The organism is Mycobacterium leprae TN (assembly GCF_000195855.1).
Lineage (GTDB): Bacteria > Actinomycetota > Actinomycetes > Mycobacteriales > Mycobacteriaceae > Mycobacterium > Mycobacterium leprae.
In genome coordinates this window covers 2,416,845-2,431,959 of the sequence record NC_002677.1, presented here as the reverse complement: position 1 = coordinate 2,431,959, position 15,115 = coordinate 2,416,845, and the positions used below count along the sequence as shown (strand labels likewise).

Here is a 15,115-nt window from a genome sequence, read left to right as displayed (position 1 = left end):
GATCGTCCTCATGCCCATGCCAGCGACGGTAAGCTCGCCCTAGTAGGAAAAGATAATCGCCCTGCTTATGCGTGCTGAGTCCGATGATGGTTGGTACGCTCCCAGGGGGGCGCGGTCGCCGATGCGCTGTTGGGTTCGGTTTCCCGGGTTCTTGATCGACGTCCACATAATAGCGCGGTTCGCCACTCAAATTCATGACGTTTACAACGTTGCTGCTGGTGGTGACTCTGTGGACTCAGCAATGCTCTGCTGATCAGACGGCGATAGCACTTAAGTGGCTGGCTTAGGAGTGCGATCAACTCGGCGTGTATTTGATGACAGAATCGATCCCACTGACGCCGATTGTTACTGAATCATGTATTCGTACAACGTGTTTAGGAAACATTGTTCTGCCATGCCAGTTCATTCCCCTAGAACAGGGGGACTTGACTGGGTCGTTGGCAACGTGGCCACACGTAGGTGATCATTGAGATATAGCTGACATTTGGGTACATCCAGGCTGGGGTCGTACGTACTCTCACTTCACACTCGCCGGGAAGCACGGGTACCGTCAAAGAGTTGTTCCTAGCGGAGGCGATCATCGGTCTGAAGGCTTTCTTCGAGGACACCTACGACAACGATCTGCAACATGGGCTAAGCTGAGCAATTACTTAGCACAACTGCATTTGGCGTGAACAAAAATATTGACGTTGTTCCAACTAGCTGCTACATGTTCAAGTCACCGTTTCAGATGAGCGAGGACCTCCTAGGAGGATACTAAACAACATTTAACTAATACTGTGGCGTTCGCAGCGATAGAAAACGATCTAGCGGTGGTCTCCACGGTTCACTCTGGCGAAACGGTGCAGACTTCGTTAGTTAATGTCGTCCTGTTGCCAAACCCCGCCAGTGGCGAATCCTCTTTTTATAGGTTCTACCGCCTGGAGGAAAGTGAAAATCGCCAATCTGCAGGCCCGGTCGTAGCTGGTCATAACCTTCCCCAGCGAATGGCAGTGGGGGACTGTCGATGACTGCACGGAGCGGGTCGGATGAGACACAGCCGTGACTGGCCGATGCCGACTAATTACAGCTTTGTACTCTAAAAATTTAAGTTCAAGGTAATAAGGTTTTTACCGCTACGAGCGGCAGCAATGACAGCTGGCAAGAGTACGACCGAATGATGGCCAAAGGAACGGTGTGCTGTGTGGTGTTGATCGCGCGAACGCGGATGCACGGCAACGGTTAAACATCACAGCGAGAGACCTAGTGACGGGGTCGGCGGGCTGCCTGGCTGTTGATGCCCTCGGGAGATGGATTCACGCCTACGAAGCGTTGCCCATGGGGCTGGTCTGGCGGGTGTGCGACCCGGAAGTTCTGCTGTCTGAAGCCTGCCGACATGCCGAATCCTTGCCTCCAGGCCAATTTCAAGTTGGATGGCAGTCAAGCACCACGAGGATCGAACCGATCTGTGCTGAGATCGCCGCAGCGACCCGTGCGAGGAAGTCCTCACTTCGCTGATCTGTATGGGCGTTCAGGCCACCGCCGTAGCTTGAGTGGACTTCACCGACCGCCACGCAATTTGACATATTGTTTAGCTGGTCGGGTTAAGTCAGGCTTCACAGTCGGGTTTGAGGCGGCGATGATCGCCCGCAATGTGCGTCGGCAGCGTCCGCAGTCACTGCCCGCTCCGCAAGCGGCTGCTATCTCCTTGGACGTCGTCGCACCACGTGCGACGACATCGCACACAGTTTGGTTGGTGGCACCGGCACACAGACAGACGTACATCAGCAAAGTTCCCGACCGCAGGTGACATGCCTCACTAGATGCGCGCTCATCGTATCTCGCTTGATTAGAAACCCAGGCGATGCCGTCGGGCAAACAGGTCGCATATTAGTGGAGTCTAACCTAAGTAGGCCTAAGTAGGTTTTTAGTGCAGTCTCGTCTAAAATTTAACGTAGTGACCTGCGATTGATATGGTGGCTTGCACGTGATGCGCCGACAGTGCACTAAAATCCCACACTGACCCGTACCTGCTGTACTAGATCTGACCCAGGCCCGGCTATAGTGTATTGTTACCATAGTGTATTGTTATTTGTGAGGATAAACTAAAGCCGAGGTGTGCTTCGGTCCACCTTTAGCGGTTCGACATGATCTCTTACCCACGTTATAGGAGTGTTCATGCAAGGTGATCCGGATGTCTTGCGCTTGCTTAACGAGCAACTGACCAGTGAGCTCACCGCTATCAACCAGTATTTCCTGCATTCAAAGATGCAAGAAAACTGGGGCTTTACCGAGTTAGCAGAGCGCACCCGCGTGGAGTCCTTCGACGAAATGCGGCACGCCGAGGCGATTACCGATCGCATCTTGCTTCTGGACGGCTTGCCGAATTACCAGCGCATAGGGTCGTTGCGCGTTGGTCAGACGCTGCGTGAGCAATTCGAGGCAGACCTGGCGATCGAATACGAGGTGATGAGTCGGCTCAAGCCCGGAATCATCATGTGCCGGGAAAAGCAGGACAGCACCAGCGCTGTACTGTTGGAGAAAATCGTGGCTGACGAGGAAGAACACATCGACTACTTGGAAACGCAACTAGCGCTTATGGGGCAGCTAGGGGAGGAGTTGTACTCGGCGCAATGCGTCTCCCGGCCGCCGAGTTAACCAGCCCGAGGCTAACCTCGCTAGTCCACTGGTAAGTATAACGTACCCGCGAGCAGCGGACCGCGGACCTAGTCGAGGCTCACCCACCGTGCATCCTGCGTTCGGTAGCGCGCTGATCGGGCTGCGGTGACGGTCGTGCTGTTATGTGGTTGTCGGACCACTCTGGCTAGCCGCTGTACGACGCCGACTAATTGTGGCTTCCCCCAGCTAGGGATGTGACCATTGAACTACGTGTGCTCGCTGCTGCTGGCCTGGATTGTCGACAAGCTGGTCCGCCTCGATCAGCTACCAGGGTCGGCCGGGCTACCGTGAGGTCGAAGCTGCCCTGCAACGCTTCGTGCATCGGGTTATGGTCCAACGTGGTTGGCACGATGATTCGTTGACTATGGCTCTCGGGTGCTCACAGGCAGCAGTCGCAAAACGATTCTGCGGAAATGTGCGGGGTAATATCACGCCATGAGCCGAATCGGTACATTTGCGGATGACGATTTGACGGGTTGGATTCTGCATTTGCCCGATCTTGGCCGCGTTGCCCGGGTTCAGTCTAGAGGCAGTCTACACCAAGCACTGGCTGTTGACACGCACGCGAACTGGCACGAGCGGTGATCGCCCACGACGACGAATGCGTCGTTTGCGTAAACACTGCACGATGCAGAAAGTGCTGCCGAAGGGGTTGATGATGAAGAGTTGTACGGCCGCGTGATGGAGTGGCTTACCTGGTCCGGTTACAGTGGACGGGAGGGGTTGACCGCCGAGGCCGCCCACCAGTTCGCCACAAGTACTTCTCCGACGAGTTGTTCGTTGTCCTGACTATGACTATATCGTACACGCTGTGTATCGGCCCGGGGCGGGTTCTGCGGACTCTGGATATAAGGGATATTAAGGCAGTCCTGCAAGCTGACCTTGCCCAGCCAGGGTGGTGTGACCCGCACTACCTGTCGTCAGCATGGAGTGGCCAGTTGGTGCTGCAGCCAGTTGGTGCTGCAGAATGGCCGCTATGACAGGTTAACTCGCTCGCTGCTGCAGAGCTTGTCGCCCCACTGAATACAGAAGTGTCGCCACCGCCATAGACCTATCCGCACTACGCATCATCGGCGACAGGTTTGTCTGGGGGCGCCCGCCGCGTTTTTCGAGTAGGACGACGTAACTATTTCCGCGTGCAGCCGCGTGACGTTGAGCCGGGTTGAGGCTGCTGCTTGTTGCAGCAGGAATCGACGCGGTGATTGGTCGAGAAATCGAATTCCTGCTAGTAGATCCAGGCGGTGGCCGGCTGCCGTCAGCAGGGTGGTTGTAGTACGGTCTTCTCGAGTTTCGGGATTAAGTGATTGCTGCACTTGATAATTCGCAGTTAATGCGAGATATGCATCGGCGATCCTGCAATAGACATGGTGGTTGCGTTCGTCTTATAGGGCAGGAGCGCTACATGCTCCTGAGTCCCGAGCAGCTGGCGTATCATTCTGGCTGTATGGTCTGGGAACTTGTCGTGGTGTTTGATGTATTGGTCTTAGCGCAACATGTCGGCGAAGTGGTGTTCATTGATCAGTGTGTCTAAGGCTGCTAATTTCCCGCAGGGACTAAAGACGATTCGAAAATGCTTTCAACGAGACTAACACCGAACCCACCGAACCGCTTGCAAAGTTCGACTCTACGTCCAATTCATGGATCGGTTTCGTTGTTTGCACCCCCTGCAGCCCCATCCTAGATCTGGTTAAACACATTGATCTCCAGGTTGTATTGGATCTACACTGCCAGTTCAGCGAAGTCGAATTGACTCGGCTGTTTTGCCAACCGCTAGAGTGAATGACTGACTGATCGACACCGGAATCGGCGAGGGTATAGCCGATGCTTTTGATCTGAACGCACTGTTTGGAGGTTCTGTGCACTAGGTGATTTGTCTTGAGTAGGTAGCCGAGCAGGCCGCGTAGATGTCCGGTGCCTACGCATCGGTGTTCGGGAGGGGGATTTTGCATCCGGAGCTGAGCTACCTCGGTAGTTTCCAAGTCTATCCTGGCCTACTGGGCCAGGTGTGACGGCCACTTGACCGAGCCATAAGTATCACAAGCTGTTGAGAACGCAAGCCGCGTGGTGCGCTATACCGGTAGTGTTTGTCTATGCGTATAGGAGGCTGCTGCGTTTTGTGCTACAGCAAGCGTTGCGACTTGGCAAGCTGCTTCAATTCCATTTCGGTTTCGAAGACCGAGACTGTGGTTTATACAAGAGCAATCCACTGTATATTCTTGACTTTCTTCGACAGTCTGGGAAACTCAATAATTTTTCTGTATTGCTACTTCTATCAATGTGAATCTTGCTATCTGGAAAAGGATTTTAACAATTTCTATCTCGACGGTGAGTTGAGAATGAATTACCTAGAGGCTCGGCCACCAACATTTATCGCCTGGGTGATTGAGATGGCGTCTTTTTGCAGGATCCTGTACCCGTCGTACGGGTTCGGTCCCGCGGAACTCTACTTTCTGGGTACAGCGCTGTGGCGCACCGGCATGCACCACTTACTGCGTGTATTTGCCTAGGACGGTGACTGGAGCGGGGCCAACACCATTGAGGCGTTGCCGGCTGTTGCTCATGGCAATCGCCCACTTCTACCGCCTTGACAAAAAGATCGACTGAAAAGAGATGAACCGACGCAGCTTGCTACCGATCTGATGGTGTTGCGGACTGTCGGCCAATTGAATCTGGATCGTCTGTTACGACAACTCCCACCGTAGCGGCGTGGCAATCAGCGATGAAGACAACACGTCCGGATCCGGTTCACCTATACTACGATAATGCCGGTTCCGACGGCGGCATGATTGGCATGCTATATCTGACATACGAGACCAGTGTCTAAAGCGTGACGAAACACCATCTCCGGCACCGTCGTTATCCCGTAGCAGAAGTCTGATTTGCGGAGCCTACCGATATCGGAAATCCGTGCTAAACCGCTAGCATAAGTTGCACTGGCCGGTCGACGATATAACTCGATTGCCAAGGTTGTAGCGGATAAACGAGAAGTTCTGGTTACTTAGTCTGGTAGCGGGTGTGCGGGCTACTGGTTCGTCGGAGCCAACCCGTCGGCAATTGTTGTCGACACGATCAAGGACGACTTCGCACTCGCAGCTGTCCAGTCGCAGTCCTTGACCGCGTCCGCATCCGACTGCATGTAACCCGACTTCGGTTGAACCTCATCGATTGTAGGTTGGTGCTTCCCACGCTTTGTGGAGTTCCTGCTGATCCTCATCAAGGATGAGGATCAGCATTGCTGCTTGCTCGGACCGGCTGGATTTGGAGGTCGCCGGCCATGGCTGCACGCGCAAGGCTCCCTATAGCCATAGATCCCTATAGCCATAGAATAGCACCACGTGGGCCGCCACCGCGGCGAACACTTCGTCAAACGTTGCACCTGCGGCTATTACGATAGTCTGCATTCTTGGGGTAGTCGGTACATCAAATAGCGGAGTCCTGGCGTGTCGTGGGATGTCCAGTCTAGAGCACGGCAAGCGGCACATAGTCAGAAGCCCTTGATCAGCAATGCTCTTCGCGCACTTAGATGTGCCAGACTAAGCAAGATGCCGAGATATAGACACAGCGCTCCCGGTGGAATCACCCGAGCTGAAGATCTGCCGATCTCCTACAGTAGAGGAAAAAACTTTGCTGTTCACTAAGAAGGCGGTCAGCGTGACCACGATCGAGGCCAGGTGCGGTGATGAAGCCATCCTACTGCTCGTGAGCGTCCTGCTTTTGTTATGATCGGGCAGCTACGCCAAATCTGCGGTCTATGCGCCTGATCGGTCAAGCTGCCCCTAGTTGCCGAGTGTGCAATGGTGAGTGCTCCTGTGCGTAGAGCTCGCAACTAGTGTGTCTGATAGATTTGAACGCTGTTAGCGCGACCAAGTTAGGTGCGTGATGTGATCCTCGAGGGCGGCTTGTACGTCACCGAGATGCGCTGTACGCATGCACTGGTAGACGGCCCGCGGCCATCGCTGCCTAAGTCAATCGACGAGGGTCGCTGGGACCGCACAGATCGGCATGTGCACCTGGAAGTCATTCGGCAGGAGCCCAATAACGGCCTAGTTGATCCTGCAGCAGCTTCTTCCAAGCCGGATTGGAACCCATGTTCTCTATATGTGCCAGGGCGTCAGTACCGAAACGAGCCACACTAGGTCGAGGTCTCCAGGTAGTTCAGAAGCCGCTCTCCAGCGGTGAACCTCCGTTCGAAGCTGTTGGATGGCAACCCTTCCCACTGTACGTCGTTAACATTGTGCCATCCGAATTTGGATATTATATAGGCGCGCCGCTGGCCGAGCGGCAAGGTGCAGGGCATGCACGTAATGGGTCTCTTCCTCGTCGAGGAACACGTGGTAGAATACATTCTCGGCCAACGCGTCAAATTAACTCTCAAGCCTGTTGTCTAGTTTTGTAGTGTAAGCCTATCTGAAAATTGACCCTGACTCTGTCAGCTTTATGCCTAGCCTGCTTGACCGCCGAAGGCCACCAGCTGTTGCACTACCGGCTGCGAACTACCGATATCCCAACGGAACTATTTCCCGCTCGGACTCTCTATAGTGAGAGCCTCGAAAGCCATGGTCGGTCTGATTGGTCATGAGTTGCCTCTTTTGTAGACTTTGTGCTTTACTTTCTTAAAGTATCCCGTGCGTAACATCTTCAATTCGAGAATGCTAGCTTCTACTAGTTGAGTGAATCGTCGCTGGCGTTTCCGCTGCTTTGGTTTTTAAATGACAGCCGACTTAGATTCAGACCTGTCACGTTGAGCACCCAAGACGTGTCGGCTGCGGCGAGCTCCGCTAAGTAGGTCCACGGTGCTTTGAGCGGCCATGCTGGCCGTGTCCCAAATAGTCCTTCCACAGTGCGACCTGCGCACTGCTGTTTTCGGCTACCAGGTGAACCGAGACATGGCGTCGGCGCCGTTGCACACCAGCGGGCTGTCGTGATTTTGGTATTCTCAGCTAAGCAGATTCGAGTTCCGAACTGGAGCCGCTTCACGATATCGTTAGGCCCCGAGCTGCCAAAGTTGGACCAACCGGAAGGTCGGCATAGATACAGTCGGCCGGTAAGAACGTTTTACTGCCTCCTAGTCGCGACGCCAAAGTGCCTGTCAAAGCTCGAGTAGGACATCTCGGACGGCGACCTAGGAGTCGTCTCGCATAGTGGCCAATAACATTCGGTTGTTGTACCGATGTCAAAAGGCGCCGCTGGCCTGTTCACCAGGCGCGACACCATGAGACTCACAGAATTCGTCGATCACTTAAGATACCATCGACCGTGTCGGTCCCAACGCTATCGGCAGTGTCGACCAACCTCTCAGCACCCGCGTGTCCAGCCTACTTCTGGTACCAGCTGCCCGCGTCTACGGTAAGTGGTCGAAGAAGGCTCGCAGCCCCACTGCATTGTAGGCGCGGGTAAGAGCATTTTCCAAACAAAATTCCTGTCACCGGAAAATGCGAGATTCCTTCCCGCATTGAGGCGTTCGATGTTGAACCTATCTGGATCGGCAAAGACGGACGGGTCCTGGTTGGCTGCGGCCAAAATAAAGCACCACTACCTGGCTGCGCTTGATCGTGCTACCTGCTAGGTCGACGTCCTTGCGCGCTACCCGAGCGGCCATCTGAATCGGCGAATCGAGCCGCAGGATCTCTTAACCGCGTTTGTGCCCCGGCTCGGGGCACGCCTGTAGCATCACCATATGCTCAGGTGTATCCAGCAATAATATTACGAATAATACCCCTGCCTAGCAGGTTCACCGTGGTTTCACCCCCGGTAGCCAACACCAGCCCCGGAGATTGCCTGAAGTTTGCTTTTGCTGAGAGATATTTCGGTAGGTTTGTTGTCTTCCTAGTGACTCAGGTGACGTACCAGATTATCGCCTGGGGTACGTTGCAACTGCGGTAAGTGTTTGAGAGCCAAAAGTTGAAACCCGCTACCTCTCGTTATGCCTGCTGGTACTATTGCTATGTCAGTTCAACGTCCAAGCTGGGTGCGACCAGTTCGCCGAACTTAAGAATGTGGCTTCGGTCGCGATCGGGTACCCTAAAATATCGCTGATCACCGCGACCGGAAGCTGCGAACAATACCGGTTGACCACGTCAACGACGTCATGTTGGTGGGCGAGTTGATCCAATAGGGCTAATGTGGTCTGCTCGATCCGATCCCGTAACGTGGCGACTGCCTTGGGCGCGAACAGCGGCGATACCGTCTTGCGGTAGTGGATGTGATAGGCTCATTGAATAGCCAGCAACGGATGCAACAAATTGTATTGGCTGCTGGTTCTATAGCCAGTGCGACGGCGCCGGCAAGGTTACGTTAAGCCAGAACACGTGGAAGTCCTCTGATTGCAGCAGTTCATGTGTGATTGCACGGTTGGCGGTCAAATAGCTGATGCGGCTCTGCACTAACGGGCGTCGGGGACGCGGTTTGTGGCAGTAAGGGCACGGGATTCGCCTTGATGGCCAGAGCGATATCCAAGCGGGCCAACGGGTCACTTCGCCGGGTGGTGAGTTGCCGCGATACCGCGGATGAATCCATATTGTGCGAACCAGTGCAAACGCTGCCGTACAGATCCTCCATCAGTCGGCCGGACTACAGATGCTAATTCACCAGCTTTCTTCAGTGGAATCCCGACCATTTGCGGTCGGGAAGAAGCCGATCCCGTCTGCTCGGCCCGCGTTAGCTGGCCGCTCTTGAGTTTTTGTCTGGGTGGTTCTACCTCTCCGCCGGCGTGGTTACTGTTAAACAAACGTCGTCGCAAGTAAGCAGTGGTTCGCTGCCGATTGTCAACCACCAGATTGCCCAACGTATCGTGGCCGAGGCTCAACCCACCAGGCGCAGTATTGCCGTTGAAGACCTGACGGGGCTCCGGGCTCGGGTACGCCCCAAACGAGCTGAGGTGCTTTTTTAGGCATTCGCGCAACTAGGCCGGTTTTTGAGTTATAAGGATCAAGCCGCTAAGGTTGCGTTTGTTGAAGTCAATCTTGCCTACGGAAGCCGAACCTGCTGTGAGTGTGGGATGAGTCGACAAACGGAATCGTCGTTCTCAAAGCGGCTTTGAGTGTGGCCGGTGCCGCTTTGTTGGCGCGCCAATTGGCCCACCCTGACAGCCCCAGTCAGGGTGGCAGCAGCAAGAATGTGGCGGGCTCAGCGCTACAGCAGGTGATCTTGAACTCTGTGGTTACGACTTTGTTGAGATCACTGCTGTTGATGTCGGAGGCACTAGCGGGTGATAATGTACGTGTTTGGCAACCCTCGGCGTTTGCGTCTCCCACTCCGTCTGCCCAGAAGCTGCCAGTGAATCCGTCGACGTTGCGGATCTTGACCTATTGAGGAAGTTGCCTTGCCGGCACTGAACAAGCTCTACGGCTTTGACTTGGCTGCTGCTTTCGCGGATATTGATCGTCCGCTAGGATGGCTTTAGCTGCATGCAACGGAATGCGTCGAATGAACGTTGTCGTCGATGGTCAGTTGTGTAGCTCGTCGGGGGAGGGGGATTCCGCGCACGCCAAGGCGAGGGCGATGATAACCACAAGTACCTCGACTACTCTGGACTATTAGTTCTGCACCAGCTCGTCTCAATTCCGACACATTACGGCCTTTTTGGCATTTGGCATAAGCGTAGGTACGGACGTGGCAATACGGTTATGCACCAATTCCGGGCTAGAGCCTCGAGCTGGTCGATCCAGCGGACGCTACTTGCTGTCGGACGGACCGTCACTCCGCCTCGACCACGTCTTTGATGCGCCGCAGCGTCTTGGTCATATCACGGATGTTGCGGCGCTTCCGCAGAAAACCGCCAAGCAACCAATACACGGTGAGCAGTGGCGAACGGTTGAACCGAAATGACTCGGTCACGTATGTGCCATCGCCAGACGTCACCAATCGGTAGTGCCAATTGTTTACCGGTTTGTTGCCCAACAGGACCGTGAAGCCGAACTCACGGCCGGGTTCGCACGCGGTCACCTTGCATGTTGTCCAATACACGGGTCCGATTTCATTTCGTCGAACATGACCACGGAATTTGGCGTTGAGGGCTGGGCCAGTCACATCGTCCAGCCACTCGGCCTCAAAAGTCTCCGGAGAGAACCGTCCGGTGTTGCGGACGTCCGCGATTAGATTCCAGACCTTGTCCGCGGGTGCCGCCATATGAACGGTCACCGAACCTTCCATGGCTTGATCTAAACACAGTTTTCTGTTCGTTCATAGGCCGTTGAGAGCGATCGCCGCTAGTGTGGTATCGCCCATTTGGATGATGTCGTTGATGATCTGCTTCACGCCCTGTGCGGGATGCGACCACAGCGTGATCGGCAGGTCAGAGGCGGCACCGCATTTCGGCCATGCGTCTAGCCCTTGATCAGCTAAAACTCGGTTGGCCACCGTGATTTGTTGCTCTCTGGACGCGCCGGCAGGATTGCCGACACCGCCGTATCGGGCCCAGATGGTTGGCTTAAATTGCAGTCCACCGTAAAAGCCGTTTCCGGTGTTAGCTCGCCAGTTTCTGCCGGACTCGCACTGCGCGACCGCATCCCAGTTAGGTTCCCTAGGAACGGCGTTCGCCATACCAGTGGATGTGGATAGTGCCATCGACGCCGTAACTATCCCGCTGACCACGGCGGACTTCACGAACAGCTTACAAAGTTTTCTCACGTCCAGCATTTCTCCCGGCATGTCCAAAACGTTACCCCTTTGCAAAGCTTGTGAGATAGCTTATATATCGAACCGGGATCGGCACCGTAAGCAGCTCAACGAGAGGTGGCCCGTGCATCAGGTCAGCGGGGAGCCCTAACAATGCGACTGAGTCGCCAACGAGAGGGTTTGCTGATAGAGGCCGGCGAGTTGGCTATTCCGGATGACGTCGTTTCGAGCGGCATCGAGTTGGATGACGCATGCTGGCGAATACAGCAAGTACCAGTTGAGCGCTATCTGGGTCGGTATTCGTTTCGTTGAAAACATCGATCAACGATCGCGACGTTGAAGGCTCCGGTGACGTGGTTGGCGCACTGGATGGATTGAACTTCTCAATCCATCACCGGCTGTATTCGACGGCCTTGGTAGCGTTGATCTGGTCACCGAAGGTCCGTGCAATGTACTCCGGATCGCTGGCAGTCACGTCTTCGCCGCGCATTTTGGCGAGTACTTGCTGGACGTGGCTTGGATCTTCAATGTCGCCGTGCTTGATCCATTTCAAGGTGGCCGGCCGGCTCGGCGACCACCAACCGCTGTGCGGCGCCGTCGGTCAATTCGATCAGCAGGTTACCGCCACCGGTGCTCGCCTGCGGTGAGTTGGCAATCAGCGTTACGACTAGCACGGCCAGCGTGCCCAAGCACTTCGGGCGAAGTGGCCCAAACGGCGCAGCGTCGATCTCGGTAAATGCGATTACTAGTGCTGCCCATCAGTATCGTTGGCTCCTTGTGATTGTGATTCTGGCCCGGATGGCCAAACTCTGTTGAGCGTGACCCGGGACCGTGCAGGATCCGTTGTAGGAGAGCTAGCTTGACTGACATACGGATATGTAGACACTGCAGTCGCGCCGACATTAACGGCAAACGCGAGCAATGATCCGAACGTGTGAGTGGTACGTCTCTACAGTCCAGTGTCGGAGCATGAACAACCAGCGCCATGCCAACAACACAACCGGATGGATTGATATCACGGGTAAATTCCGGGCGACTAGTTGGGCGGGCGATCGGTGCAAGGACCAACAGACAGGGCCAGGCTAACCGCTGCGGGGTACAGCCATCAAGGTGTTCTGTAGGTCGGGCTTCATGGCGTTGAGCTGGGCTCCCCAGTACTCCCAGCTGTGCGTTCCGTCGGCATTGAGGTTGAACACAGCGTTGTGGCCACCAGCACCGTTGTAGGCGTCCTGGAACTTTAGGTTGCTGCCGTGCACGAAGTTCTCCAGGAATTCCGCGGGTACGTTGGTTCCACCCAACTCTGACGGTGTGCCGTTACCACAGTAAACCCATAGGTGGGTGTTGTTGGCGACCAGCTTCCCAGCCTGCAGAATGGGGTCGTTTCGTTGCCAGGCCGGGTCATTTGGTGGTCCCCACATGTCCGCGGCCTTGTAGCCACCAGCATCACCCATCGCCAAGCCGATTAGCTGGGGTTCTATCCCCTGGGAGGAGTCCATCAGCGCCGACAACGAGCCAGCATAGATGAACTGATCGGGGTGATAAGCTGCCAGTATTAGGGCCGAGGAACCGGCCATCGAGAGGCCGACCACGGCGCTGCCGGTGGATTTGACACTCCTATTGGCGGATAGCCATTTAGGCAGCTCGCTAGTAAGGAATGTTTCCCACTTGTAGGTCGTGCAACCTGCCTTGCCGCACGCTGGGCTGTACCAGTCGCTGTAGAAGCTGGATTGCCCACCGACCGGCATCACGACCGAGAGTCCCGACTGATAGTACCACTCGAATGCGGAGGTGTTGATGTCCCAGCCGTTATAGTCGTCCTGCGCACGCAAACCATCCAGCAGATACACCGCCGGAGAGCCGTTTCCGCCGTTTTGAAACTGCACCTTGATGCTGCGCCCCATCGCCTCCGACGGCACCTGTAGGTACTCGACGGGTAGGCCTGGTCGTGAGAACGCGCTTGCGGTCGCCGCTCCGCCAGCAAGGCTGATTAGGCTCGGCAGAGTCGCAGCTGCACCCACCAAAAGCCAGCGCCCCCAGGCTCGGATCTTCCCGCTCACGTCAATCATAAACCTAATACCCCTTATCGTATGTTGTCGGTGCTCTCGGCAGAATTTACCCTGCGAATAGCCCAGATGTCGATCGAGACGCGAAGCGATCTCAGTTCTGTATCGGTTACCCGTCACGGATACCGCAACCGTTTGGTCGACGCACGGAAGCCGTTCCTACCAGCGGATTCTTGTTCGATGTGGGCCCATTTGCGTCGAACGTGTAGGCGCACATATCGGCTTTGATGGATTGTCATGGCAACTCGAAAAAGCTTTGCTGGTGCCGGTTTTTCCGCGGACCATGGCGCAGGTTACGATCGCACGAGGTGCCGCTCTGGCGGCGGTTCAGAGCATCGAGTTCACCGACGAGCGGCTGGTGGCATCCACCAGCTAACCCACCATGCCGGCACGGCCTCAGCGGTTGTCTTACGCCGGGGCTGTTACCGCTTTGGCCGCCGCCGCGGTTATTTTACGTAACTTTGCTGTACACTAGCAGTGGGCTTGCCAGCTGGCTTCGGGTGCGAATTCCACTGCACCTAAGCACGCGCGATGCGTTAAGTCGCTGCCACAGATTGCAGAAGCTGCTGTGTCTGCCATACCAGCGTTCGCCAGGCGGTGGCGTCCAGCACATCAATCCGTGTCATAGGTGCAGCCGTTGATCAGCCTCGCCTCCGTTGAATCGGGAACAGAACCGTTGAATCGGGAACAGAACCCACTGCGCTGCTGGAACAGCAAAGCGCGTTACTGTGTGATCCCGAACTGGATCCAAATGGTCAGCCACCGTACATAACGAGAGTTCTTAAGCACATCCCCGGTAGTTTACCGCGATCAAGCGACAGACGACCCGACAAAAACCTGTAAGTCTGAGTACAGACTCGAACGGCGGCAAAGCATACCGTCAATTCCTCAGCTATCTGTATTGAGCTCATTAATAACGAATCGGGCTTGATGCTATGGTCGGATTGGCGAACCGTGGACTGGGAGAACATTCGTTATGAGTTGCCGAGCTCTTCTGTGCGCAAATCGGTTACGTGCTCCCGCTATTTCTCCCGCACATACAGTCTCCCGGTGAGACGGTAGCTGTTGCCGATCTTGACAATCTTGTCGCTAGTGGTCAGCAACAAAGCGGATCTGGGGAAAGCGGCCGGCGTTCAGTGACCTCAGCGGTTTGCCCGAACCGGAGCTTTTGCCGGCCCAGACAGCCTTTTGACCCCACCCTGCGCTGTGCAGCATCTCGAACGAATTCGTTTCGACCGTAAGTTCCGCGGCTACCGGTTTGGCACTGGTCCAGTCTACCGTGACCCGCCAGCGCGTCATCGCAATGGTGAGACTATGACCCAGCTGCGCAACTTTTCCGGTGACGCAGGTCCAAACTAGCAATCACCGTCGGATGCGTCCATAATTTACATTACACCGTTAACTCTGTGGGTCACAGACCGGACTGTGTTTGGTATCGCACGAAACTTTAATTCCATGCCCGACACGACGGCGAAATTCATGGCCGCTTTGACATCGCGCGCCGTTCAGGAGGGATGGCCGGTAACGCTGAGCTCCGGCATGATCAGCTACACGGGACTGATCGGCAGCGGGTACATTGTGACATCGATGGCGACGAGTTCGTCTTGGGGTAGTAAGTCGCCGATTGTGTCTGTTATTGCCATGGAATTACCGGCAGTGCCCAACGTTCAGAATTACCGCTGCTTCGCCAAGGTGCGCATGGCTTCGGCGACGTCGTAATGGTGGAGTCGATGTAGTTTATGCGTGCCCAGTTTCCTAGCCTCCACAGCTTTGTCAGC

General features: G+C 55.3%; 10 protein-coding genes and 4 pseudogenes. 9 read left to right on the top strand and 5 right to left on the bottom strand.

Features of this window, described 5'->3' with window-relative positions:
- Window positions 1–67: 67 nt before the first annotated feature.
- Window positions 68–760 (top strand): annotated as a pseudogene (locus ML_RS16490) (EthD domain-containing protein).
- Window positions 761–1,539: 779 nt separating this feature from the next.
- Here ML_RS16490 and ML_RS10440 read toward each other — a convergent pair.
- A complete protein-coding gene (locus ML_RS10440; protein ID WP_081439367.1) occupies window positions 1,540–1,764 on the bottom strand; it encodes a (2Fe-2S)-binding protein in 225 nt (74 codons plus the stop codon).
- A gap of 393 nt (window positions 1,765–2,157) precedes the next feature.
- Between ML_RS10440 and bfr the strand changes: the two genes are divergently transcribed.
- The 6 genes and pseudogenes from bfr to ML_RS10400 all read left to right on the top strand — a co-directional run bounded on the left by bfr (window position 2,158) and on the right by ML_RS10400 (window position 9,969).
- A complete protein-coding gene (bfr, locus tag ML_RS10435; protein ID WP_010908683.1) occupies window positions 2,158–2,637 on the top strand; it encodes a bacterioferritin in 480 nt (159 codons plus the stop codon).
- Window positions 2,638–3,093: 456 nt separating this feature from the next.
- Window positions 3,094–3,555, top strand: a pseudogene (locus ML_RS10430) (carboxymuconolactone decarboxylase family protein); the annotation flags it as partial.
- Window positions 3,556–3,703: 148 nt separating this feature from the next.
- Window positions 3,704–3,925: pseudogene (locus tag ML_RS10425) on the top strand (glutamine synthetase family protein); the annotation flags it as partial.
- Window positions 3,926–6,530: 2,605 nt separating this feature from the next.
- Entirely contained in the window at window positions 6,531–6,794 is a 264-nt protein-coding gene (locus ML_RS10415) for a hypothetical protein (protein WP_010908682.1), read from the top strand.
- 2,777 nt (window positions 6,795–9,571) lie between these two features.
- The gene (locus ML_RS19400; RefSeq protein WP_111481063.1) at window positions 9,572–9,697 is read left to right on the top strand and encodes a hypothetical protein; all 126 of its coding nucleotides are present in this window, start codon (window positions 9,572–9,574) and stop codon (window positions 9,695–9,697) included.
- Entirely contained in the window at window positions 9,649–9,969 is a 321-nt protein-coding gene (locus ML_RS10400) for a hypothetical protein (RefSeq protein ID WP_041323123.1), read from the top strand. Before ML_RS19400 ends, ML_RS10400 begins: the two co-directional genes overlap by 49 nt.
- 384 nt (window positions 9,970–10,353) lie before the next feature.
- On the opposite strand, the gene ML_RS10395 is transcribed toward ML_RS10400, so the two are convergent.
- Together ML_RS10395 and rpfC are read right to left on the bottom strand one after the other, a co-directional pair.
- Window positions 10,354–10,827: an SRPBCC family protein gene (locus ML_RS10395; RefSeq protein WP_165443174.1), complete on the bottom strand. Its 474-nt coding sequence runs from the start codon at window positions 10,825–10,827 to the stop codon at window positions 10,354–10,356.
- Between the two features lie 12 nt (window positions 10,828–10,839).
- Complete coding sequence (rpfC, locus tag ML_RS10390) at window positions 10,840–11,307, bottom strand: resuscitation-promoting factor RpfC (RefSeq protein ID WP_049769848.1); 468 nt, start codon at window positions 11,305–11,307, stop codon at window positions 10,840–10,842.
- Window positions 11,308–11,582: 275 nt separating this feature from the next.
- Here rpfC and ML_RS10385 point away from each other — a divergent pair, with 275 nt between their 5' ends.
- Window positions 11,583–11,921 carry a hypothetical protein gene (locus tag ML_RS10385; RefSeq protein WP_145985206.1) on the top strand — a complete coding sequence of 113 codons (339 nt, stop codon included), beginning with the start codon at window positions 11,583–11,585 and terminating at the stop codon, window positions 11,919–11,921.
- A gap of 435 nt (window positions 11,922–12,356) precedes the next feature.
- Here ML_RS10385 and ag85B read toward each other — a convergent pair whose 3' ends face one another.
- Both ag85B and ML_RS19395 read right to left on the bottom strand, forming a co-directional pair.
- Complete coding sequence (gene ag85B, locus ML_RS10380) at window positions 12,357–13,340, bottom strand: diacylglycerol acyltransferase/mycolyltransferase Ag85B (protein WP_010908679.1); 984 nt, start codon at window positions 13,338–13,340, stop codon at window positions 12,357–12,359.
- Window positions 13,341–14,197: 857 nt separating this feature from the next.
- A pseudogene (locus tag ML_RS19395) lies at window positions 14,198–14,719 on the bottom strand (YceI family protein); the annotation flags it as partial.
- 73 nt (window positions 14,720–14,792) lie between these two features.
- Here ML_RS19395 and ML_RS10370 point away from each other — a divergent pair.
- Window positions 14,793–15,056: a hypothetical protein gene (locus ML_RS10370; RefSeq protein ID WP_145985205.1), complete on the top strand. Its 264-nt coding sequence runs from the start codon at window positions 14,793–14,795 to the stop codon at window positions 15,054–15,056.
- Window positions 15,057–15,115: the final 59 nt, after the last annotated feature.